Annotated in this window: 24 protein-coding genes; 12 read left to right on the plus strand and 12 right to left on the minus strand. The window is 66.3% G+C overall.

What is annotated here, in order from left to right; genetic code table 11:
* Positions 1 to 212 (plus strand): WS/DGAT domain-containing protein (locus G9373_RS27640; RefSeq protein ID WP_167117798.1); only part of this gene is annotated, 212 nt, incomplete at its 5' end.
* Positions 213 to 299: 87 nt separating this feature from the next.
* Positions 300 to 1,049, plus strand: coding sequence for a hypothetical protein (locus G9373_RS27645; protein ID WP_167117801.1), 750 nt, complete (start codon positions 300 to 302; stop codon positions 1,047 to 1,049).
* Between the two features lie 53 nt (positions 1,050 to 1,102).
* Here the strand turns inward: G9373_RS27645 and G9373_RS27650 are convergent, their stop codons facing one another.
* From G9373_RS27650 to G9373_RS27660, 3 genes are read right to left on the minus strand one after another with little or no spacing between them, the layout of a single operon-like run.
* Positions 1,103 to 1,537 carry a CBS domain-containing protein gene (locus G9373_RS27650; RefSeq protein ID WP_005563426.1) on the minus strand — a complete coding sequence of 145 codons (435 nt, stop codon included), beginning with the start codon at positions 1,535 to 1,537 and terminating at the stop codon, positions 1,103 to 1,105.
* Positions 1,538 to 1,594: 57 nt separating this feature from the next.
* Positions 1,595 to 1,753 (minus strand): hypothetical protein, encoded by a 159-nt coding sequence (locus G9373_RS27655; RefSeq protein ID WP_037205825.1) that lies wholly within the window; start codon positions 1,751 to 1,753, stop codon positions 1,595 to 1,597.
* Between the two features lie 39 nt (positions 1,754 to 1,792).
* Positions 1,793 to 2,251, minus strand: a complete 459-nt coding sequence (locus G9373_RS27660) for an Hsp20/alpha crystallin family protein (RefSeq protein WP_167117804.1) — start codon at positions 2,249 to 2,251, stop codon at positions 1,793 to 1,795.
* A gap of 443 nt (positions 2,252 to 2,694) precedes the next feature.
* Between G9373_RS27660 and G9373_RS27665 the strand changes: the two genes are divergently transcribed.
* Positions 2,695 to 3,009: a DUF1918 domain-containing protein gene (locus G9373_RS27665; protein ID WP_005261667.1), complete on the plus strand. Its 315-nt coding sequence runs from the start codon at positions 2,695 to 2,697 to the stop codon at positions 3,007 to 3,009.
* 6 nt (positions 3,010 to 3,015) lie between these two features.
* On the opposite strand, the gene G9373_RS27670 is transcribed toward G9373_RS27665, so the two are convergent.
* The 4 genes from G9373_RS27670 to G9373_RS27685 all read right to left on the minus strand — a co-directional run bounded on the left by G9373_RS27670 (position 3,016) and on the right by G9373_RS27685 (position 5,542).
* Positions 3,016 to 3,579, minus strand: coding sequence for a CBS domain-containing protein (locus G9373_RS27670; protein WP_167117807.1), 564 nt, complete (start codon positions 3,577 to 3,579; stop codon positions 3,016 to 3,018).
* A 97-nt stretch (positions 3,580 to 3,676) separates the two neighbouring features.
* Complete coding sequence (locus G9373_RS27675; RefSeq protein ID WP_043788197.1) at positions 3,677 to 4,573, minus strand: universal stress protein; 897 nt, start codon at positions 4,571 to 4,573, stop codon at positions 3,677 to 3,679.
* A gap of 109 nt (positions 4,574 to 4,682) precedes the next feature.
* Entirely contained in the window at positions 4,683 to 4,940 is a 258-nt protein-coding gene (locus tag G9373_RS27680) for a hypothetical protein (protein WP_005563417.1), read from the minus strand.
* A gap of 2 nt (positions 4,941 to 4,942) precedes the next feature.
* Positions 4,943 to 5,542 (minus strand): CBS domain-containing protein, encoded by a 600-nt coding sequence (locus G9373_RS27685; RefSeq protein WP_005563414.1) that lies wholly within the window; start codon positions 5,540 to 5,542, stop codon positions 4,943 to 4,945.
* Positions 5,543 to 5,720: 178 nt separating this feature from the next.
* On the opposite strand from G9373_RS27685, the gene G9373_RS27690 reads away from it, so the two are divergent.
* On the plus strand, positions 5,721 to 6,824 hold the full coding sequence (locus G9373_RS27690) for a 3-oxoacyl-[acyl-carrier-protein] synthase III C-terminal domain-containing protein (protein ID WP_167117810.1): 1,104 nt from the start codon (positions 5,721 to 5,723) through the stop codon (positions 6,822 to 6,824).
* Positions 6,808 to 7,683, plus strand: coding sequence for a 3-oxoacyl-[acyl-carrier-protein] synthase III C-terminal domain-containing protein (locus G9373_RS27695; RefSeq protein WP_005261658.1), 876 nt, complete (start codon positions 6,808 to 6,810; stop codon positions 7,681 to 7,683). The genes G9373_RS27690 and G9373_RS27695 overlap by 17 nt, the downstream gene beginning before the upstream one ends.
* A 43-nt stretch (positions 7,684 to 7,726) precedes the next feature.
* Here G9373_RS27695 and G9373_RS27700 read toward each other — a convergent pair whose 3' ends face one another.
* Both G9373_RS27700 and G9373_RS27705 read right to left on the minus strand, forming a co-directional pair.
* Positions 7,727 to 10,630 carry an arylsulfatase gene (locus G9373_RS27700; RefSeq protein WP_167117813.1) on the minus strand — a complete coding sequence of 968 codons (2,904 nt, stop codon included), beginning with the start codon at positions 10,628 to 10,630 and terminating at the stop codon, positions 7,727 to 7,729.
* A 136-nt stretch (positions 10,631 to 10,766) separates the two neighbouring features.
* Positions 10,767 to 11,489: a hypothetical protein gene (locus tag G9373_RS27705; protein ID WP_005563406.1), complete on the minus strand. Its 723-nt coding sequence runs from the start codon at positions 11,487 to 11,489 to the stop codon at positions 10,767 to 10,769.
* A gap of 157 nt (positions 11,490 to 11,646) precedes the next feature.
* Here G9373_RS27705 and ppsA point away from each other — a divergent pair, with 157 nt between their 5' ends.
* Both ppsA and G9373_RS27715 read left to right on the plus strand, forming a co-directional pair.
* Positions 11,647 to 14,016, plus strand: a complete 2,370-nt coding sequence (gene ppsA, locus G9373_RS27710; protein WP_005563405.1) for a phosphoenolpyruvate synthase — start codon at positions 11,647 to 11,649, stop codon at positions 14,014 to 14,016.
* A complete protein-coding gene (locus tag G9373_RS27715; protein WP_054245548.1) occupies positions 14,013 to 14,378 on the plus strand; it encodes a hypothetical protein in 366 nt (121 codons plus the stop codon). Before ppsA ends, G9373_RS27715 begins: the two co-directional genes overlap by 4 nt.
* Here G9373_RS27715 and G9373_RS27720 read toward each other — a convergent pair whose 3' ends face one another.
* The 3 genes from G9373_RS27720 to G9373_RS27730 are packed head-to-tail and all read right to left on the minus strand — an operon-like array spanning position 14,379 to position 17,465.
* Positions 14,379 to 15,332 (minus strand): 1-phosphofructokinase family hexose kinase, encoded by a 954-nt coding sequence (locus G9373_RS27720; RefSeq protein ID WP_167117816.1) that lies wholly within the window; start codon positions 15,330 to 15,332, stop codon positions 14,379 to 14,381. It lies immediately after the preceding gene.
* A gap of 54 nt (positions 15,333 to 15,386) precedes the next feature.
* Entirely contained in the window at positions 15,387 to 16,898 is a 1,512-nt protein-coding gene (locus G9373_RS27725) for a bifunctional aminoglycoside phosphotransferase/ATP-binding protein (RefSeq protein ID WP_054245546.1), read from the minus strand.
* A 9-nt stretch (positions 16,899 to 16,907) separates the two neighbouring features.
* A complete protein-coding gene (locus tag G9373_RS27730; protein WP_054245545.1) occupies positions 16,908 to 17,465 on the minus strand; it encodes a GNAT family N-acetyltransferase in 558 nt (185 codons plus the stop codon).
* A gap of 177 nt (positions 17,466 to 17,642) precedes the next feature.
* Between G9373_RS27730 and G9373_RS27735 the strand changes: the two genes are divergently transcribed.
* From G9373_RS27735 to G9373_RS27755, 5 genes are all read left to right on the plus strand, one after another.
* Positions 17,643 to 17,996, plus strand: coding sequence for a hypothetical protein (locus tag G9373_RS27735; RefSeq protein ID WP_054245586.1), 354 nt, complete (start codon positions 17,643 to 17,645; stop codon positions 17,994 to 17,996).
* 68 nt (positions 17,997 to 18,064) lie between these two features.
* The gene (locus tag G9373_RS27740) at positions 18,065 to 18,313 is read left to right on the plus strand and encodes a dsRBD fold-containing protein (protein ID WP_043788195.1); all 249 of its coding nucleotides are present in this window, start codon (positions 18,065 to 18,067) and stop codon (positions 18,311 to 18,313) included.
* Between the two features lie 9 nt (positions 18,314 to 18,322).
* Positions 18,323 to 20,092, plus strand: coding sequence for an acetate--CoA ligase (acsA, locus tag G9373_RS27745; protein ID WP_043788178.1), 1,770 nt, complete (start codon positions 18,323 to 18,325; stop codon positions 20,090 to 20,092).
* Positions 20,089 to 21,087, plus strand: coding sequence for a pyruvate dehydrogenase (acetyl-transferring) E1 component subunit alpha (gene pdhA, locus G9373_RS27750; protein ID WP_005563393.1), 999 nt, complete (start codon positions 20,089 to 20,091; stop codon positions 21,085 to 21,087). The genes acsA and pdhA overlap by 4 nt, the downstream gene beginning before the upstream one ends.
* Positions 21,084 to 22,058 carry an alpha-ketoacid dehydrogenase subunit beta gene (locus G9373_RS27755; RefSeq protein WP_005261633.1) on the plus strand — a complete coding sequence of 325 codons (975 nt, stop codon included), beginning with the start codon at positions 21,084 to 21,086 and terminating at the stop codon, positions 22,056 to 22,058. The genes pdhA and G9373_RS27755 overlap by 4 nt, the downstream gene beginning before the upstream one ends.
* The last annotated feature ends 4 nt before the right edge of the window (positions 22,059 to 22,062 follow it).

The following is a 22,062-nucleotide window of genomic DNA, read 5'->3' on the forward strand; positions in this document are numbered from 1 at the left end:
CCCTCTACCTCTTCGGGGCCGCCGTGCGCGAGATCGTCCCGGTAGTGGCCCTGATGGGAAACATCGCGGTGGGTGCCGGCGCGTTCTCCTATGCGGGGCAGTTCACGATCACGGTTGTCGGTGACGGTGCCGTATGCCCCGAGGTCGACGTGGTTGCCCGCGGAATGGAACAGACGCTGCGGTCACTCGAGGCGTCACGGCACCGGGATTGATCCACTCGCGAGGAGTATTACCCCGGACGATGCGAGAGTTCGCCGATTCGCCGGCGATGTCCCGTCGTGCTGTGCCACGCTCGAACGATGCAGACGGAGCGAGACCAGCTGCTGCTCACGGTGCGCAACCTCGCACGGTTTCACCGGGAACACGAGAAGTTCTATTCCGAATCACCATTTCACGACGTGATCCGGCTGCAACGCAACTCACGGGCATTGAAGGCACTGGCCGAACGGTGGTCGGTGGTCGCACCGTCCGGTGAGACGTCCCTCAGCCCGTTCGCGGGCGCTTCCGACCTCAACGATGATCGCGCCACCGAGACGCTCGGGATCCTGTTCATGGAGGGCGGTGGCGAGCCCGCGGAGATCACGAATCTGAAACGTGATCTCAGCGCGTTAGGGGAGGCGAACCGGGCGATCGGGCAGTGGCTGGCGTCGGCGATGTCGGCGGCATGGGACATGTTGGAGGCATTGCTGAGCTACCCGGAACTTGCGGATCTGCTGGCCGAACGGCACCGTATCGTGAGCAACGACTGGCAGTGCGCGTCGATGGCCGAACTCATCGCCCGCAACCTCGACCGCGCGGTCGCGATCCTCGGGCGGGTCGACTTCACCCCGGCCGCCCTGCGTGCGGACCTCACTGCACACCGTGTCGTTCCGCGGTACCTGTTCTCGGCCTCGGAAATGCTCGATTATGCCGCGGATCTCGCGGCTCGCAGCGCGGTGCTCACGCACGAGAACGAGCGACGCTGGCGGATCTTCCACGAGCGGGTCGATCAGATGGTCGGGGCCGCCGACACCCCCGGCGGCAACGAAATCCGACCGGAGGGCAGGTAGAGACCGATTGCCACGGCGTGGGCTGTTGTGGGCCCTCATCGTCGTGGTGGGTTTCAGTGGCTGGGGAGGGCTTTCGGTGCGCAGATGGCTTCGACGAACGCGCCGACGGCGTGTTCGGGCAGGTGCCGGGCGATGTCGGCTTCGCTGATCATGCCGACGAGCCGGTGGTCGTCGAGGACGGGCAGGCGGCGGATCTGGTGTTCTTCCATCACGGTGACGACCTGTTCCACGGTGGCTGCGGTGTCGACGTGGTAGGTGCTGCCCTGGGCGAGGTCGCCGGCGGTCATCGTGTTGGGATCTGTGCCGGCGGCGACGCATTTGAGGACGATGTCCCGGTCGGTGATGATGCCGTGGAGGCGGTCGTCGTCCCCGCAGATCGGTAGCGCTCCGACGTCGAGCTCGCGCATGCGTTGCGCGGCGGTGGTGAGGGTGTCGTGTTCGCCGATGCAGGTTGCACCGGTGTGCATGATGTCACGTGCTGTGGTCATGAGTGGTGATCTCCAAAATGGTTGCAAACAATTGTTTCGATGGTCCGCGCTGAGGCTTCAGTGGCCGTTGGAACCGGTGACGGCACTGGCCAGCAGGTACGTGCCCAGGAGGACGGCGGCCGGCGCGGCGATCGCGAAGGCGATGGTGCTCCAGGCGCCGATCGCCGCGAGGACAAGCCACAGGGCTCCGATGACGGGGATGATCGTCTTGGGCATGCTGTCCTCGATGGGCCGCGGGTGGGTTCGAACCGGCGGTCAGGTGGTCTCTTCGCTGGTGGGGGTGGTTTTCGTGATTTCGACGTGTTTTTCCGGTGTCGGGGATTCGGTGACCGGCATCGTGACAGTCAGGATGCCGTCGGTGTAGGTGGCGTCGATGTCGTCTTCCTTGGCGCCGGGGGGCAGGGGCATGGATCGGTAGAAGCTGCCGTAATGGAATTCGGATCGGGCGCCTTCCTTGTGTTGTTCGGTGCGTTCGGCTTTGATCGTCATTTGTCCGTCGCGGACGCTGATGTCGACGTCTTTGGCAGGGTCGACTCCGGGGAGTTCGGCGCGCAGGGTGTAGCGGCCCTTGTCGAGGTGTTCCTCGACGCGGATCATGTGGCCTTCGAGGGAGGTCCAGGGGGGCATCGCCTCGAATCTGGCCATGAGGTCGGACCAGTCCGGCAGGGACGGGAGCAGGGCCTGGTGTGGGCGGCGGGGGGACAGAATGCTCATGATTGACTCCAGAGGATTCGGAAGTAGTTGCTGGCGTCTTCGAGTCCACTCGTCATCGGGTGAAGCCAGTAGGGCCGACGGTCCTCAATTCGCGGACTGCGGTCGGCGGCCTGACCCCTGTCTCGCACATTCGGCTCAGAGCGACAGCGCCTGCCGTGCCTCGTCGAGCACGTACTTCGGCGAAGTTGTGGCCGCGACTGTCGACACTCATGTCGACGATCCGCCGGACTGACCTCGCCGATCTGCGTAGCGGGTGGTGACAGGTGTGGCGAGTCCGAACCGAGGACCCTCGGCCCTATTGTCACCACCCGAGGCGAGTGGACTCTGAAGGGGGTCGGCCCCCACTACCTCACCCGCCTCGACAGCACCGTCACGGAAATCGCACGGACCACGACGATCGAACTACGGCACACGCACGGGTCGCCCGTGTCGGATCGCGACGAATGGAGATCGACATGCATGCAGAACCAGGGGACTGGCTGGTGGTGAAAGGCACGGTCGTCGACAGCCCGGACGAGGTCGGGCACATCGTCGAGGTTCGTCGCGCCGACGGCACACCGCCGTACCTCGTCAGGTGGATACGGGACGATCACGAGGCGCTCGTGTTCCCCGGCCCGGACGCGCATGTGGTGACGGCCGCTGCGAAGAGCGAGGAGGACAGTCACGAGCGGCGGCGCATTTCCGCGCTCCAAGACGCCATTGCCGGGAAACCGCACATCGAGCAGCGGACTCTCCGAACCCGCCCCCGAAAGTCCTGATATCGATCAGGACTGGGTGAGCTGAACGTCTGCGACGCCCGGCACGGTCTCGGCGAGGGCAGTCACTACCCCCCGTTCCGGATCGTCGAGCGCGAGCCCGGCGATCGTCACCTTGCCGTCTGCGATCCGCACCGTCCACCGCCGCGATCCCGCATACACATCGAGGCGGTGTTGCACTTCCCTCGCTATGTTCGTGTCGTCCAGCGTCAGGATCTCGAGAAGATCACGCCGGGTGACGATTCCGATGACGTCGTGTTCGTGGACGATGGGGATCCCGCGCAGACCTGAGCGCAGCATCGCAGACGCGAGGTCGCTGACGTCGGTGTCCGCTGTCATAGCGACGACTGGGCTGGTCATCGTGTCGGCCGCTGTGACATCGGCTCTGGGGAGCGTAGCGAACTTTTCGCGGAGCAGATCGCCCTCGGAGACGATGCCCACCAGATGCTGCGACTCGTCGACGACCGGCAGGACGGTGAACCCCGAACTCGCAATGATGCGGAGGCATTCGTCGACCGGGGTCGACCGAGTCACAGTGGTGACCGGGCTACTCATGATCTGTTGCGCGTGCATGACAGCTCCTTCCTTTCGACAAACCGGCGCTGCAATCGGGCGCCGACAGGCGGCAGGGCCGACGCGTCGTTCTGGCCAGTGGACGCATCGACCTACATCAACGTCGGACGATCAGCAGCGGGCAGGTGATGGAGTGCAGAAGCGCCCGGCTGGTCGAACCGAGCAACAGTGAGGCGAAACCACCACGCCCCCGGCTGCCTGTCACCACCAACTGCGATTCCCGTGCTTGCTGGAGCAGGTGGTGAACCGGTCGATCTCGGACGACAACTTTGCGGACGGACACGTCCGGATACTTGTCCTTCCATCCGGCGAGGCTCTCCGACAGGACGGCCTGTTCGGCGGTTTCGATTGCCGACCAGGGAAGATCGTTGTCGCTGAGATCGGCGGGGGTAACGGTCAACAGGCTGAAGTCGCTCCACGCGTGCACCGCCACGAGATCGACGCCGCGCAGAGAGGCTTCCTCGAAGGCAGCCGCGATGGCCGGTTCGCTGTTCGGCGAACCGTCGACACCGACCACCACCGGACCGTCCAATGGCGGCGCATCCGTCTCGGGCATTCCGCGGATCACCGCCACCGGGCACGCTGCATGACTGGCGACCGCGGAGCTGACCGATCCCACCAGGCCGCCGGTGAACTCTCCGAGGCCACGGGAACCGACGACCAGCATGCGAGCCGACTTCGCGGCGTCGAGCAGGACCGTCACGGCCGAGCCGTGACGTAGCGCCGTCCGGAGGGTGAGATGGTTGCCGGGCACGCTCCGCCGGGCGAGTTCGGCGGCCGTGGCGAGCCGCTGGGTACCCCCGTATTCGACGCCGGTGAATGCGCCTGCGGACAGGTTGACGGCGTCGCCGAACGTGCCGGGCGCCTTCAGGAGGGACGACACCAGAAGTAGCGGGGCTCGGTGGTGGACGGCCGCGTCGGCTGCCCAGCGCACGGCGTCGAGCGATTGCGCCGATCCGTCCACACCTACGACGATCGGTGAATCTGTCTGCATGTCGATTCCTCGTCTCTGTTCGTTCGTGCAGGCCTGGTCGAGAATGTGCCACCGCCGCGTGACCGTCTCGAGAGGGCACACAGCCCTCTCCGGATCGCGGGGCGGCCGCTCACAGCGAGTTCACACCGTGGAGAAGTAGGGCGGGCAAACCCGGGACCATCAGTCCGACACCGACCGACACGATCGCGGCGCCGACGACACGGTGGTGTGGATTGCGGAAGATGCCGAGTCCGATGAAGACGATCGTTGCTGCGCCCCCGAGGACGGTGAGGGGAGACGTCACCGACAATGCCGCGAGGCCCACGACGGTGGCGGCGGCGACCCATGGCCATCGCAGGTCTCGGGCTTCGAGATATCTTGCTTGCATTGCTACGTCCCACCGGGAGATGTCGATTCGGGCGGGAAGTGCACCTCGGCGATGCCCGGCACGGTGTCGGCCAGGGCGGCGATGACATTTCGTTCCGGGTCGTGAGGCGTGACGCCGAAGATCGAGGCGGAGCCGTGGGCAACGTCTACGCGCCATCGGCCGGCTCCACCGTAGACGTCGAGGCGGTGCTGCACTTCCTTCGCGACCTGAGCGTCGTCGGTCGTGAGGACGGCGATGAGATCGGGACGGGTGACGATCCCGAGGATGTCGTGATCGTGGACGATGGGGATGCCGCGCAGCCGAGATCGAAGCATGGCGGATGCGAGTTCGCTGACCTCCGCGTCGGCCGTCATCGCCACCACGGGACTGGCCATCACGTCGCCTGCGGTCATCTCGTCCGGCTGCGAATCGGCCCCGCCCAGCTCACGGAATCGTGCACGGAGGAGATCACCCTCGGACACGATGCCCACGAGATGCTTCCGCTCGTCGACGACCGGAAGCACCGTGAAGCCCGAACTTCCGACCAACCGAAGGCATTCGTCCACCGAGGTGGATCGGTCCACCGTGGTGACCGGGCTGCTCATGACGTGTCGTGCCTGCATGACGACTCCTCTCCTCGTCCCTCAGCGTCGGCGTGCCACTGTCACCGGACAAGGGTCCTAGGACCTCACCTCGTCGCATTCCTCGGTGTTGGTTCGAACGATCCCCCGGAAGGGTCCAAATGCCCTGGTGACGAGATCGCCGGTGCGCGATTGTGGAGTGAGCACGGAGGTGGAAAGAATGGTCAAGCGTTGGCTGGTCATGGAGACCGAGAACGGCGACCCGCGAATGCCGTTCGCTACGCGTCTCGCCGGGGCCGGCCGGCATCTACCCGCGACACATCTCACGACCACGGACCTGATGTCGACCACCCGTCACTCGACTCACATCGACCTCGAGCGGCTCACCGGGATCCGCGAGCGCCGGGTGTCGGTGGGGGACGAGGACTCCTACACACTGGCGATCTCGGCGGCACTGGATTGCCTGGAACGGTCGAGCCGGGACGCCGGGTCGATCGACGTGGTGGTCAGTTGTAGCATCACCAAGTTTCACGGCGGTCTCACCCAATGGCTGGAACCGACGATGAGTAGTGCGGTCGCCCAGGCGATCGGCGCGCAGGGGGCGATGACCTTCGATCTCTCGAACGCGTGCGCCGGCATGTTGACCGGTGTGACGGTGATGAACAACTGGATCCGTCAGGGAATCGTCGAACGGGCACTCGTCGTCAGTGGTGAGTACATTTCGCAGCTCGGACAGAATGCTGCCCAGCACATCCGGAACATCATGAGCAAGGAGCTTGCGTCCCTCACGCTCGGCGACGCCGGGGCCGCGCTGCTCCTCGAACGTGCCCCCGCCGGATCGGCCGGGATCGGTTTGGCCGGATTCACCACCGTCGCCGACTACAGTCGGCTCTGTCTCGCGTACCCGAAGGGCGGCGACCCCGGCGCCCGGATGTTCACCAATTCGCGGGGGATCCAGCGGGCGGCGATCGCGGACACCCCGCTGTTGTTGCACGAGGTGCTCGACGCCGCCGGGATCTCCCTCCACGACATCGATCACGTGATCACACACCAAACCTCGGCGCGGGCGATCCGCAAAGGGATGGCCGAGGTGACCGCCACGCTGGGCGATTCTCCACGGCACGACGCGGTCATCACCGTCGACCGCTACGGAAATACGGCCTCGACGACCCACACCGTCGCGCTGGTCGAGGAACTCGAAGCAGGCCGCATCCGAGCGGGTGAGACCGTGGCGTTGATCGCCCTCGCATCGGGTTTGGAGATCGGCGTCGTTCTGTTGACCCTGGACGAGGAATTGGTGGCACGCTATGGGCACAGTCATTGATCGGCTCGACGTCACACGAGGCGGCTGGCGTACCCGCCACAGTGCATTGCATCTCGCGGTGTCGGCCGCCCAGACCTGCCTCGAACGGGCCGGTCGGAATGCCGACGACCTGGATCTGCTCGTCAACGTCGGGTTGTACCGCGACCGGAATCTGGGAGAGCCCGCCCTCGCGGCGCTCATCCAGGATGATATCGGTGCCCACCCGGAGGACCCCCACGACGACACGCACGGGACCTTTTCCTTCGATGTCGCCAACGGATCCTGTGGGGCTCTCAACGGTCTGCAGATCGTCGACGGATTCCTGCGGTCGCACACGATCGACTGGGCGCTGGTGGTTGCCAGTGACGCCGATCCCGGACGTGGGATGAGCGAGCACTTTCCGTTCGCGCCGACGGGTGGAGCCATTCTCTGCCGCTGGACCGACGACGAATTCGGCCTGGGCCCCGTCCATTGGGTGAATCGCTACGATGCCGGTGAAAGTTTCTGCGCCACCGTCGGACTCGAGGACGCCCGGAACGTACTGCGGTTCCGGGAATCGGATTCGATGGACGAGCGATTCGCGACCGCCGGAGCGCAGGCGGCACGGGAATGCCTGGAAGCATCCTCCCTCGACCTCGCCGATGTCGATCTGATCGTGGCCGCTCCCGCCCGGCGGAAGTTCCGCGCGACGCTCGCCGAGCACCTGGGCGTCCCCGTGCCACGGATCGTGGTCGCGGACGACGAACGGATGCATACCGCGTCCCTCGTGGCGGCCCTGGACCGCCGGACGGGTGGTATCCCGGCCGGGAACCGAGTCCTGATCATCGCCGTGGGTGCAGGGGTCACCGCCGGCGCCGCCCTGTACAGCGAACACCCCTGAGCCCGGGCAAAGGCATCTGAGCCCGGGCAAAGGCATCGTCGGGTCAGCCGGCCGCGCCGTGCCCGACACCCTGCATCGCCGCGTGCTCGTGCAGCGCGAGCTCGGCCTCGTGGTGTGCCGGTTGGAGATCGAACACGACCTCGTGGACGGTCCCGGTGAACCGGTACGGGGCCTTGTCCTCGTAATCGCGGTCGACGACCAGGCCGTTGTCGCGGCCCACGTCCATTCCCGCGTACGAACTGAAGGCCACGGGCACCGTCCGGGGCATATCACCTTCCCCGATCAGTTCGTCGTTCGCCCACAAGGACACGTGACCACCGCTGCCCGGTTTGGGCTCCTCGGTCTCGAACAGCATCTTCACGGTGACGTCACCGGTCGGAATCTTCTGCTCGGACGCCTGCCTGTAGGTCTCCACACCGAGGAAGGAATACGTGTGGTGGAGTATGCCGGTGCCGTCGACCCACAGTGCGAAGCCGCCGATGAAGTCGGCGTTGGCAACGATGACACCCTCGGCGCCGTCCTCGGGTACGTGAAGGTTCGCTTCGATGGCGTACGAGCGTCCCGCCACGCGAGGGACCATGCCGCGCTGCACGTTCTGGACGTCGCCCTTGAAGGTGAATCGCGTGGTCGTCGGCATCGGCGGCAGCAGGCCGAAGAAGATCGACATTCCCCCGAGCAGGGGGAGAGCCCGGTTGCGTTCCGCCTCACGCCACCACAGCTGCTTCAGCTCCTCCAGTCTGTCGGGGTGATCGGCGGCGACGTTGTGGGCCTGGGAGAAGTCGTCGGGCAGGTAGTAGAGCTCCCAGACATCGTCGTCCGGGTTGTAGACACCCGGTGCGAACCGTTTGATGGTCTCCGGGGAGAAGTCCCAGGGGGCCTTGTCCAGGCGGGTGCACGCCCACCAGCCGTCCTGATAGATCGCGCGGCTGCCGAACATCTCGAAGTACTGCACCGTGTGCTGTTCGGGCGCGTCGGCGTCGGCGAATGTGGGGAGAAAGCTCGTTCCGTCCATGGGTTCCTGGTCGATCCCGTCGACGGTGGTCGGTTCGGGCAGCCCTATCGCGGCGAGGACGGTGGGGGTGATGTCGATGCAGTGGGTGAACTGCCCCCGCACCTGTGAGTCGGGGGTGATCCGGTTCGGCCACGCGATCACCATCGGGTCGCGGTCGCCACCGAGGTGGCTGGCCATCTGCTTGCCCCACTGGAACGGGGTGTTGTTCGCGTGCGCCCAGGCGGCGGCGAAGTGCGGAGCGGTGTGGTCGCCGCCGAGCGCCTCGATCCCACCGTATTCGTCGATCAGCTTCAACTGGTGTTCGGCGTCGAGTACCACCCCGTTGAGGAAGGTCATCTCGTTGAAGGAGCCGGTGATCGTCCCTTCCATGCTGGCGCCGTTGTCACCCCAGATATAGAAGACGAGCGTGTTGTCGAGGTCGCCCATGTCCTCGATCGAGTCGAGCAGCCGCCCGACGTTCCAGTCGGCGTTCTCGGAGTACCCGGCGAACACCTCCATCTGCCGGGCATAGAGCTTCTTCTGGGAGTCGGACAACGTATCCCAGGCGGGAAACAGGTCCGGTCGCTCGGTCAGTTCGGTGTCCGCGGGAACGATCCCGAGTACCTTCTGACGCTCGAGCGTCTTCTCGCGGTAGGTGTCCCAGCCGTCGTCGAATTGCCCCTTGTATTTGTCTGCCCATTCCTTGGCCACATGGTGCGGGGCGTGGCTGCACCCGGTGGAGTAGTACATGAACCACGGTTTCTGTGGGTCCTGAGCCTGGACACCGTGGAGCCACTCCACCGCCTTGTCGGTGAGGTCGTCGGGGAAGTAGTAGCCGTGACCGTCTTTGCCCTCCGGGACGCCGAGGACCGAGTTGTCCTGGGTGACGATCGGATCGTATTGTCCGGCCGCACCACTGAGGAATCCCCACCAGTGGTCGAAGCCCCACCCCTGCGGCCAGTTGTCGAAGGGTCCGGCGGCGCCCTGCACGTTGTCCGGGGTGAGATGCCACTTGCCGAAGCCGCCGGTCACGTACCCGTTCTCGCTGAGAATCCGGGGGAGTGCGGTGCAGCTTCTCGGCCGCACGGCCGTGTATCCGGGGAAGGGGCCCGGGTACTCGGCAATCGAGCCGAATCCCACGCGGTGGTGGTTGCGGCCGGTGAGAAGCCCCGCCCGGGTGGGCGAGCACACCGCGGTCACGTGAAAGCGGTTGTAGGTCAATCCCTGTTGCTGAACCCGGCTCAAGGTGGGGGTGCGGATAGCACCGCCGAAGGTGTCCGGTCCACCGAAACCGGCGTCGTCGATCAGCACGATCAGCACGTTCGGAGCACCGTCCGGTGGCTTCGGCCCGGGCACGATCGTCCAATCCGGTACGGAGTCCTGCACCGTGCGGCCAATGGTGCCCCCGAAGGTTCGGTTGGGGATCGGTAGCCGCGTGCGGTCCGGATCGAACTTCCCCATTGCAGAGGCCAGGGACGCCTCGAGGTCCCTCAGGCTCGAACCATCCAACTCCGCGACCGACTTCAGGGGGGCGCCGCCGAGCGCCTGCTCCACCTGCAGCCGGCTGCCCGACGGCAGGACCGCGATCAACACACATGTCCCGGAGGCCAGCGCCTCACCGATCTTGGTCTCGAGGCCGCTCGTGATGCGGTGTGAGGCGAACTTGCCTGCCAGCGCGCCGGCACCGGCGCCGACGGCGGCTGCAGCCAGCATCGGCGGGGCGAACAACCCCACCACCAGGCCGACCCCGGCACCCCAGCCGGCGCCCTTACGGCCCAGATGGTCGCCCGTGTCGATCATGGTGAGGTTCCCGTCCGGGTCCTTCGTTACCAGGACTGCACCCCGAAGGGTGATCTGCTTGCCGCGCACCTGAGCGGTGAGCGCGTCGAAGTCCTCACGGGCACGGTCGAGGTCCGGATAGCCGGCGACGAGGACCAGCGCGTTGTCTTCAGTCATGGGGGGACTCTCCGTCATCGGTGTCGCCGGTTCTGTGTGGGCGGCCTGCTCTCGATGCTCGTCCGGCGGCAGACTCGGCGACAAGGATCTAAAGACCTCAGTTGCGCCACTCGTCCCGTTTGCGAACGGTGCCTGATCAGCCGCACTCGCGGCGGCGGCCGAGATCGATCCGTCGCGGGACGAAGCCACGCCTCGGGGGCCGTGGTCGTGCAGCTTCGGTGCCGGCGGCCGATGCGAGGGCCCGGATCGTGAGAAGCATCTTCCGGCTCATGACGAAGCCGATCGGCTCCATCAGCAGAGGCCCGAAGAAGAGACGGCTGACGAGTCCGGGGCCGCAGGAGCTGCAGCCCCGCTCGATCAACCGGGTGCGCCCAGCCTGGTCGCGAAGAAGATGAAACGCCCAGATGGAGGCGTCGCCGGTGCGGGGGTCGCGGGCATGGAGGACCAGGCGTGCATTCGGTTCGACCGACGCGACAGTCAGCGGGGGCGCTTTCGGGTGCAGCCGCACTTCGTCGCCGGTGTCCAGGTTCTGGTAGTCCCGAAGTACCTTGTCGGTGTTACGCACGCGACAACCGATGAGGTTCTCGAGTCCGACGTAACTGTAGAAGCCGCCGCGGCCCTGACCCAGCTGGACGATCCAGGGCCACACCACTTCCGGCGGCGCGTCGACCGTGACGGCGTGCGTGTAGCGCCATGCGGGGTGGGGGATCAGCTCGTCTCCCGGCAGCGCTGCCGCCGCCTCCGTTGCGGTCGCGCCCCACGTCGTGCGCCGCCGGCGCAGCGGTTTCGTCAGGATCACGTGCGTCGCAATCAACACCGCACCACCGAGGGACTGCCGGATGACGGCCGAGCGCGCCACGACGGTACCTCCTGTCGGTCGAGGTTACGTCCCATCATCGAGCCGCAGACCAGAGTTCGACAGGGTATTTCGGCCCCGCGCGAAGCGGCGGTGACTTTGGACCCTGTGCGGTCCGAAGTCGACGGTGTTCGCTGGACCATGACGACGAGGAGACCTCATGAACGTGCAACAGACGGTGGTCGAACACCGCTGGGTCAAGCCGATCGATCAACTCGGATTGGCGGACGCACCATCGGTAGGGGGCAAGGCGGCCAATCTCGGTGAGCTGACGCGCGCCCGCTATCCGGTCCCACCAGGATTTGCCGTCACCGCGGAAGGCTATCTGGGGGCGATGGACGAGGCGGGAGTGCGCGACACCCTTCGGGAACACGGGTTGCCGAAAGCCGGGACCGACGACAACACCCTCACCGCAGCGTCGCACGAGTTGCGGTCGACCGTACTCGGCGTTCCGATGCCTGCTGCCCTGCGGGCGGAAATTCTCGCTGCGTATCGTGAGCTCGGCGCGGGGGCGCCGAGGGTCGCGGTCCGCTCGTCCGCCCCCGCCGAAGACGCGGCCGACACCTCGTTCGCAGGTATCCACGACAGCTTCGTCGGCGTGTCCGGTGACGACGCGCTGATCGAGGCAATCGGCAAATGCTGGGCGTCGCTGTGGTCCGAGCGCGCACTCACCTATCGCAGCGTTCAGGGAGTGACCGACGAGCCGTCGATCGCGGTCGTCGTCCAGTTGATGGTGGACGCCGACCAGTCGGGCGTGGTCTTCACCGCAGATCCCAGAACCGGTGCACGCGATCGCATCGTCGTCGAAGCCGCGACCGGACTGGGCGAGGTCGTGGTGGGAGGCCAGGTGGAGCCGGACACCTATGTGGTGGCGAAGTCGGGATTCGCAGTGATCGACGCCCACATCGGGTCACAGTCCTTCTCCATCACCGCGGATGACGAAGGGGAGCATTCGGTAGAGATTCCCGCCACGGCACGAGGCCGACGCGTTCTCACCGACCAGCAACTCGAACGATTGGCGTTGCTCGCCGTCGCTGTCGAAGACCATTATCACGTCCCCCAGGACCTCGAATTCGCGTTCGCCGCAAATCGGTTGTGGATCGTCCAGACGCGCCCCATCACGACTCTGGGACAGCCCCGGGCTCGCACGGAGGAACATCGCGAATCGACGAGCAAGGCCCTCGTCCACGGGCTCGGCGCAGGCCCCGGAACGGCGACCGGCCGCGTCCGCATCCTGCGGTCCGTGTCCGACGCCCACCGGTTGTCCGACGGAGAGATACTCGTCGCACCCATGACACGCCCCGACTGGCTTCCCGTGCTGCGCCGTGCGGCGGCAATCGTCACGGACGGCGGCGGGATCACCTGTCACGCCGCCATCGTCGGTCGCGAGCTGGGACGTCCCGTGGTCGTCGGTACCCGGACCGCCACCACCGAACTGGTGGAGGGGGCGATCGTCACGGTCGACGGTGATTCGGGGGTGGTCTACGACGGAGCGGTATCCACCTCTGCACCGGAGTCGTCGGCGAAGGGTGCCGTTTCCGCACCGCGACCGGTGACGGAGCGGACCGGTACGGGGTCCGCACCGGAGGCGACGGCCACCTCCGTGTACGTCAACCTCGCTACACCGGACGCCGCCGACCGTGTGGCCGCTTCCGACGTCGACGGAGTGGGGTTGCTGCGCGCCGAGTTCATGATCATGGACGCGCTGGGTGGGACACACCCGGCAGCGATGATCGCGCAGGGACGCCGCGACGAGTACGTGGCCGAGATGGCGGCGGCGGTCGAACGCATCGCCGCCGCGTTCACGCCGCGCCCCGTCATCTACCGGGCGATCGATCTACGCACCAACGAATTCGCCAACCTTTCCGGTGGCGACGTGGAGCCGCACGAAGACAACCCGATGATCGGCTACCGCGGCTGCTTCCGCTACGTGCGCGAACCCGAACTGTTCCGCCTCGATCTCGACGTGCTGTTCACCGTCAGGAAGCGCTACCCGAACGTGCATCTGATGATCCCGTTCGTCCGCACCCGGTGGGAGCTCGCTCAGTGCCTTGCCGACCTCGACTCCCATCCACTGGGCGCGGATCGCCGCATGCACCGATGGATCATGGCGGAGGTCCCCTCCGTCGCGTACTGGATTCCGGAGTACGCGGCCCTCGGCATCGATGGCGTCTCCATCGGTACCAACGACCTCACCCAACTCGTGCTGGGAGTCGATCGGGATTCCGAGATCTGCCGGGATCTGTTCGACACCATGGACCCCGCCGTACTCGACGCCATCGACGTCATCATCGAGCGTGCCACACGTGCCGGGCTCACCACCTCCCTGTGCGGGCAGGCAGTGTCGACCAACCCCGCTCTGGCGGAACATCTCGTACGCAACGGCATCACCTCGGTGTCCGTGGCACCGGACGTCGCCGCCATTACGCGCCACAACATCGCGGCTGCGGAACGCAGGATCCTGCTCGACCGAGCGAGGTCAGACCTGCGAACGTCCGCGGATGGGGACCGGCGAGGAGGAACCCGATGAGCGAACCCGTCGCGACACTGATCAGCAGCACCGGCGACTCGGTCACCGTGCACGGTCCCGGTGGCACCGACACGGTGCTGCCGGTCGCCGTGTGGCAGCTGCCCGACGCCCGTCAGGTGGTCGTGGTGGGGGAGGGCGGTCCGCTCATCGTCGCCGATATCGACGGGGCGCAGCTCGCCGAGGCGATCCAGTCGAGATGGCCCGGCGCCACCATGCTGGAGCGTCGCACCAGTCCCATCGCCTCGACAGGTGACTCACGAGCTTACGACGCCGTGTACTGTCAACTCGCGCTGGATGGTTCACGATGCGATCCGAACTACGCGGAACTGAGCGCGGCCGGTCTCCATCTCGCTCACGCCTGACTATCCGACGATGGTGCCCGCGGCGGATCCGTCGGTGAGCAGTGCATAGAACCGCTCGACGTCGGGTCGCCGGCACAGGGCGGTGCCCGGTGTCTGTAGCATGGCCGCCCCCGCGGCGATCCCGTACCGCACCGAGTCGCTCAACGAACGACCGTGTGCCAGGCCGCACACCACGCCGGCGACCATGCTGTCGCCCGCACCGACACCGCTGACCACCGGGACTTGGACCGACGGGAGATACTCGTCACGGTCCCGCGTGACCAGCAGAGCGCCATCGGCACCGAGCGAGAGGACGACGACCTGGGAGATCCCCCGGTCGATGACTTCCCGAGCCGCAGCCACCTGGTCGTCGATCGCCGACAACTCCCGCCCCGTCCAGTCCCGGAGTTCGCGAATGCTCGGTTTGACGAGAAACACACCACCCCGAAGTTGTCTCAGGGCCGGACCGGACGTATCGACGATGACTCGCGCACCGAGGTCGCCGACGACGTCTGCCACCTGCTGGTAGAAATCGGCGGGCACACCCGGTGGCAGACTTCCGCTCACCACCACATAGTCGGCGCCCGACGCGACCTCGATGACCAGGTCGAGACAGGCCACCTGTTCCCTTGCGGTCACTGTCGGTCCCGGCAGGACGAAACGGTACTGCAGACCCGTCTCGTTCTCGTTGATCGTCAGGCTCTCCCGTGTGGAACCGCGGATCGTCAGACTCCGGATCCCGACACCCTCGGTGGCCACGAGATCCTCGAGGGCCCGGCCGGTATGGCCGCCCGAAGGAAACACCGCCGTCGCGGGAGTTCCGAGAACGTGCAGTACCCGGGCCACGTTCAGTCCGCCGCCGCCGGGATCGCGGCGAGGTGCGCCGCAGCGCACCTTGTCGGTCGGCACCACCCGATTCGTGCTCGTGGTGATGTCGAGCGCAGGATTCATCGTCAACGTCACGATGTCGGGCATGGGCTCTCCTGTCGTCGGGCACGCCGGGCCGTTACCGGCGAACGGTAGCTGTGACTACTCATCTCGCCACCCCGACGTGGAATGCCAGATCCGCTCCGCCGTCTGCACGCTGTCCCCGGCGGCCGTGTCCGTGTCGACCGCGGTGGCCGAGGGCCACGCCGTGGCACTCGCGGCCATCGCGTCGTACACGACGGGGGTGGCGTCCGAGTCGCCGGTTGGACGGCTCCCGATTCTCGCGATCGCCACGGCGCGTGGTGCCCTGCATACGAGTTCGACGAGATCGCTGTGGGTGCAGGAAGCGACGAGCGCAGCGCGCTCCCGGAGCATCGGGTGGGTCCACGACGCATCCAGCACGACCGACCTTCCCGCCGTGAGATGGTCGCGAGCGCGCCGCAGCACCTCGGCGTAGGTGCGGTCGGTCATGGTGCCGCTGTACAGGCCCTCACCGAATCCGGCCACCTGACCGAAATGCGGATCGAGGCCGGCGAGTTCCTTGCGGACGCGGTCGCTGGAGATGACGACGGATCCGGTGACATCAGCCAATCCGCGTGACAGCGTCGACTTTCCGGTGCCGGGCAGCCCACCGACCAGAGCCATTCGCACGGTTCCGGCGCGCAGATGCCGCAAGGCCAGGCGGCAGTGCGCCCGGGCATCCTCGCGGGCAACGCGGGAGCCCTGCGTGTACCGCAAACAGGCCACCTTCGCGCGGACGAACGCCCGATAGGCGATGTAGTGATGCCGCAACGATGTCGGGGGCTGGTCGTGTGCCGCGGCGCAATATCGATCGAGGAACCGCAACCCGAGGTCCTCGCGTCCCAGGTACTCGAGATCCATGGCAAGGCATGCCGCGTCGTCGATACCGTCGACGTGGCGTAGGTGGTCGTCGAAGTCGAGACAGTCGAGAATGCGCGGCCCATCGTCGAGGCAGAAGATGTCGTCCGCCAGAAGATCGCCGTGACCATCGACTGTCCGGCCTTCCCGAATGCGGTTCTCGAACAGCTGTTTCCGCCCCTTCAGATACCTGAGGGCCCGTCGCTCCACCTCGTCGACGTCCGCAGCCGGGAGGACATCGCACCGGTAACTCGTCACCTCGGAGACGTTGGCGCACCACCGCGCGGCCACCGCGCCGGGCATGGCGTCACGATCGATGTCCGCCGACTGGTCCGCTCCGGCATGGAATCGGGCGACGACGGCGGCGATCGCATCCACGTGTGCGGTGGCGTCACCGCCCCCGCAGAGCAGCCGGGTCAGTCGTCGGTCCGACGGCATCCGGCGCATCTTGACCAGCGCTTCGGTCGGTCCTCCCGCCGGGTCCGTCAAATCGGCGACTCCGAGATACACGTCGGGGCACAGCCTGCGGTTCAATGTCACTTCACGCTCACAGGCCGCGCGACGCCTTTCGGCGGTGCCGAAGTCGGCGAACGCCGTCCGGATCGGCTTCTTCGCCTTGAAGACGACATCACCGACCATGACGACATAGGCCGTGTGCGTCTCGACTCCGTCCACCTCGAGGCCACCGACTGCCTGCGGTGGCGAACACCTCTGAGTTCTCTCGGTCGCCGACATGATGGTGCGTCACATCACGACGGGCCGGGGCAGCGCCGAAGGTCCGTCAGCCTGCGCGTCCTCATCGAGGTCGAGGTCGAGGTGAAGCGTGGTCCCGTCACGACGCAGCGCGTGGGCCCACCCCCGCTCTCGGATCACCTCGAGCATCACGGTGTTCTGCGCCAGCACCTCCGCCGTCATCCGCCCGATACCGTGCGCCCTCGCTGCGTCGACGAGCCGGGTCAGCAGCATCGTTCCGATTCCGTGCGATTGGTAATTGTGATCGACCACCAGCGCGAATTCGACCAACGGGGAGTCGTTGTCCAACTGGTGTACCGGGCTCACGTAGTTCGCGACTCCTACCAGGACGCCACCGATGTAGGCGCCCAGTGCGCAATGCCCGGGGTCTTGCCGGCACAGTGACGCGGCCAGATCCCCGAGATGCGTCGGACGGGCGCCGAAGAACCTCAGGTACGCGTCGTGCTGGTCCATCCGCTCGTGCAGAGACTGCACGTCGTCTCGGTCGGTGGGTCGAAGGGAGCGCACGACGACACCCGTGGTGACCGCGCGTGGCATCCGGGCTTTCATGCACCGTCACCTCCGTCGTCGGCCGTCGGAATTCATTCAAGCGTGGGAGGCGGACGCGGCGTCAGAGCCTTTGGTCCTCGACTACGGTCCTTCGCCTCTATTGCCGGTGTCGGTGGGTTCGCGATGCTGAAGGAAACCAAGGACGCCCACCCGGCATCGAAGGATCCTCGAAACGCAATGACCAGCACGAACAGTGACACGGAGACCACGTCGATGGTGCATGCGCAGGCCCCGGTGGTGGAGCGGCTGATTCCCGAGTTCGGGGGGAGTTTCACGCGGGACGCGATTGCCCGGATAGTCGCGGGCAGCATTTCGGATCTCGCGGGGGTGCCGATCGCCGACATACCGGAACTGGCCGAGCGAGTTGCCCGGCAACGGCTCGTCACGGCACTCGAACGGCATCCTGAACGGTCGACGTCCGAGCGTTGTGATCCCACACCGCGCAACCGAGTGATCGTGGCCCACCGATCCGGGGGACCGGGCCCCGTTACCGAGCGTCACCACACAGCAATCGAACAGGAGTGGCCATGACGGACCAGTGGCACGGGCGCGATGTGCAGGGGCCCGGAGCGGCGGTGACCAGACCGCTGCCCGCAACTATGTGGCCTGTGGAGATCGAGATATACGAACCCGACGCGGAGCCGACCCGTTCCCAGGCCAGGGCGCGCCTGCGTACACACGACAAGACCCTCCTCGAGGGACGGGGAGAGGCCGGCTGCCACTCTCGACACGGCACAGTACAGGTCAGCCGCGAGATGGCTGCTGCTCGTGCATTGACCGACTTGGCGCACCAATTGTTCGAGCTGGCAGCCACAGAGGACGCGGCTGCATGCGGACGCGGATTGTGATCAGCGGCCATGAGCATCACTCCCACATCGCCGCCCACCAGTGGAGTGGCACCGAACTTCACCGACTACGACGGTGAACGGTCCCGGTTTTCGTGGTCTGCCATCGAGCGTCGACTCGGGCCGGCCCCCGGTGGCTGCAACATCGCGTACTACGCGGTCGACCGCCACGACTGTGGGCCGCAGCGGGACAAGGTCGCGTTCCGGTTCGTGGGTCCGAACAAGGGCGCCGGCGAGCTACCCGTCACCGAGGTCACCTTCGGTGACTTCGCGCACCGAGTCCGCAAGTTCACCGCCGTGCTGCGCGGACTCGGCGTGGGGAAGGGCGACCCCGTCTTCGTGTTCACCGGTCGTATTCCGGAGCTGTACGTCAGCATCCTCGGGGCGTTGCGCAACGGAAGCGTGGTCTCCCCGTTGTTCTCCGCCTTCGGCCCCGAGCCGTTGGCCACGAGACTTCGGCTCGGCGACGCCCAAGTCCTGGTGACCACCGAGCAGCTGTATCGGCGGCGGGTGGAGAAGATCCGCGACTCGGTGCCGTCCTTGCGCCACGTGCTGGTGGTGGGGGATGCCGGTTCGATCACCGACGTTCCGGACACGCTCGACTTCCACAGCATGATGGTGGACGCCGACGGGGACTGCGATATCACCCCGACCTGCGCCGACGATGTTGCCCTGCTACATTTCACCAGCGGAACGACCGGTACCCCGAAGGGCGCGGTCCATGTCCACGGCGCCGTGGCCACCCATTATGCGACCGGGTTGTTCGCCCTGGACCTGCATCCATCGGACGTATTCTGGTGCACGGCGGATCCTGGCTGGGTCACCGGCACGTCGTACGGGGTGATCACACCGTTGCTGCACGGCGTGACGTCGATCGTCGACAGCAACGAATTCGATGCCGAACGGTGGTACCGCATCCTCGAGGAGCAGGCCGTCACGGTCTGGTACACCGCGCCGACCGCGATCCGCATGCTGATGAAGTCCGGGCCGGAGTTGGCGCACAAATACTCCTACCCCCACCTGCGGCTCATCGCCAGTGTCGGCGAACCACTCAACCCCGACGCCGTTCTGTGGGGACGAGACGTGCTCGGTCGGCCCATCCACGACAACTGGTGGCAAACCGAAACGGGCGGCATCATGATCGCCAACACACCCGGTTTCGCCATCAAACCCGGATCGATGGGACGACCCCTCCCGGGCATCGACGCCGCCATCGTCCGACGCACAGGGGACGGCGGCATCGAAACCGTCGAAACACCGAATGTGGAGGGGGAACTCGCGATACGCCGAGGCTGGCCCTCGATGTTCCGCGGTTACCTGCACAATGACGACCGGTACCGGCGCGCCTTCGCGGGCGACTGGTACCTGACCGGCGACTTGGCCAAGCGCGACGCGGACGGCTATTACTGGTTCGTGGGTCGGGCCGACGACGTCATCAAATCGGCGGGTCACCTCATCGGTCCGTTCGAGGTGGAGAACGTCCTCATGGAGCATCCCGCGGTCGCCGAAGCGGGAGTCATCGGCAAGCCGGATCCGATCGTGGGTGCCGTGGTCAAAGCCTTCGTGTCCGTGAAGACGGGCTGGAACGCGGACGACGCCCTGCGCCGTGAACTTCTCGGGTACTCCCGCAAGAAACTCGGCGCCTCGGTCGCCCCCAAGGAGATCGAGTTCGTGGAGGTTCTCCCGCACACACGGAGCGGCAAGATCATGCGCAGGCTGCTGAAGGCACGCGAACTGGGTCTGCCGGAGGGGGACACATCGACTTTGGAGGTGGGTGGATGACTGCCCCGGACTTTCCCTACGACAAGGCGTTCGCGGTCGAGTTGCTGACGGACATGCTGCGCATTCGACGCTTCGAGGAGAAGGCTGCGGAGCTGTACGGCGCCCAGAAGATCCGCGGGTTCCTGCATCTGTATGTGGGGGAGGAAGCGGTCGCGGTCGGGGCCTTGCATGCCCTGTCTCCGGGCGATGCGGTGGTCGCGACCTACCGCGAGCACGGCCACGCGCTGGTGCACGGTGTCCCGATGAACTCGATCATGGCCGAGATGTTCGGGAAACGCGAAGGCTGTTCGAGGGGGCGAGGCGGATCGATGCATCTGTTCGATGCCGCCACCCGGTTCTACGGGGGCAATGCGATCGTCGCCGGCGGTCTGCCGCTCGCGGCCGGTCTGGCGTTGGCCGACAAGATGCAGGGTAAGCGCCGAGTGACGGCCTGCTTCTTCGGCGAGGGCGCGATGGCGGAGGGCGCCTTTCACGAGACCATGAATCTCGCATCGCTGTGGCAGTTGCCGGTGCTGTTCTGCTGCGAAAACAACCTGTACGCCATGGGCACGGCCTTGTCCCGCTCGGAATCTCAAACGGATCTGTGCGTCAAAGCCGCGTCGTTCGACGTCCCGACGCTCAAGGCGGACGGCATGGATGTGATTGCTACCCTGCACGCGGCCCGCTCCGGCGCCGCGCACGTCCGCACGACCGGCGGCCCCTTCTTCATCGAATTCCAGACGTACCGATTTCGTGCCCATTCGATGTTCGACCCGGAACTGTATCGCGACAAGGCGGAAGTGGAGTCCTGGAAGGAGAGGGGTCCGATTCACACCTTCTCGGCGCGGCTCAAAGCGCTCGGGCTGTTCTCGGAGGAGGAGTTCCTCCGCATCGACGACCGCGTCATGTCGGAGGTCGATGCCGCGGTGAACTTCGCCGAGGCAGGCACCTGGGAGGCGCCCGGGGACCTCCTGCGCGACGTGCTCACGCCGGCGCGAACAGAGGAGGCGTCGTGAAGATCAGCTACCGGGACGCGATGCGGGAAGCGATCCGTGAGGCGATGCACTCCGATCCGCGGGTGTTCCTCATGGGTGAGGATGTCGGACGCTACGGCGGCACGTACGCGGTGTCCAAGGGCCTGCTCGCCGAATTCGGGGACGAGCGGATCCGCGACACCCCGCTCTCGGAGTTGGGTTTCGTGGGAGTGGGGATCGGGGCGGCCGTGGGCGGGATGCGCCCGATCATCGAGGTGATGACCGTCAACTTCAGCCTGCTCGCGCTCGACCAGATCGTAAACACCGCAGCGTCGCTCCGGCACATGTCGGGCGGACAATTCTCCGTCCCCGTGGTGGTGCGCATGGCGACCGGCGCCGGCAGGCAACTCGCCGCGCAGCATTCGCACAGCCTCGAGAACTGGTACGCCCACATCCCCGGAATCCGGGTCCTGGCGCCCGCGACAGTGGCGGACGCGCGCGGCATGCTCCGACCGGCCCTCGCGGACCCCGATCCGGTGATCATCTTCGAACACACCCAGCTGTACAACTCGTCGGAAGACCTCGAGGGGCCCGTCCCGGTCGACATCGACTCGGCAGCGGTACGCCGGGAGGGAAACCACATCAGCCTGATCACGTACGGCGGTTCGCTGCCCAAGGCCCTCGCCGCCGCCGACGTACTGGCAGAGAAGGGAATCGCCGCCGAGGTCGTCGACCTTCGGGTGCTGCGCCCCCTCGACACCGACACCATCGCCGCGTCGGTCCGGAAGACACACCGTGCCGTGGTGGTCGACGAGGGCTGGCGCACCGGCAGTCTCGCGGCGGAAGTCATGGCGCAGATAGTCGAACGCGAATTCTACGAGCTCGACGCGCCACCTCGCCGCGTGTGCAGCGCCGAGGTCCCGGTCCCGTACGCCAAGCATCTCGAATACGCGACCCTTCCTCAGGTCGAGACCATTGTGTCCACGGCGTGGAATGTGATCGGCGATCGGTAGGAAC

This window comes from Rhodococcus sp. A14 (assembly GCF_011603105.1).
Taxonomy (GTDB): Bacteria; Actinomycetota; Actinomycetes; order Mycobacteriales; family Mycobacteriaceae; genus Rhodococcus_F; species Rhodococcus_F opacus.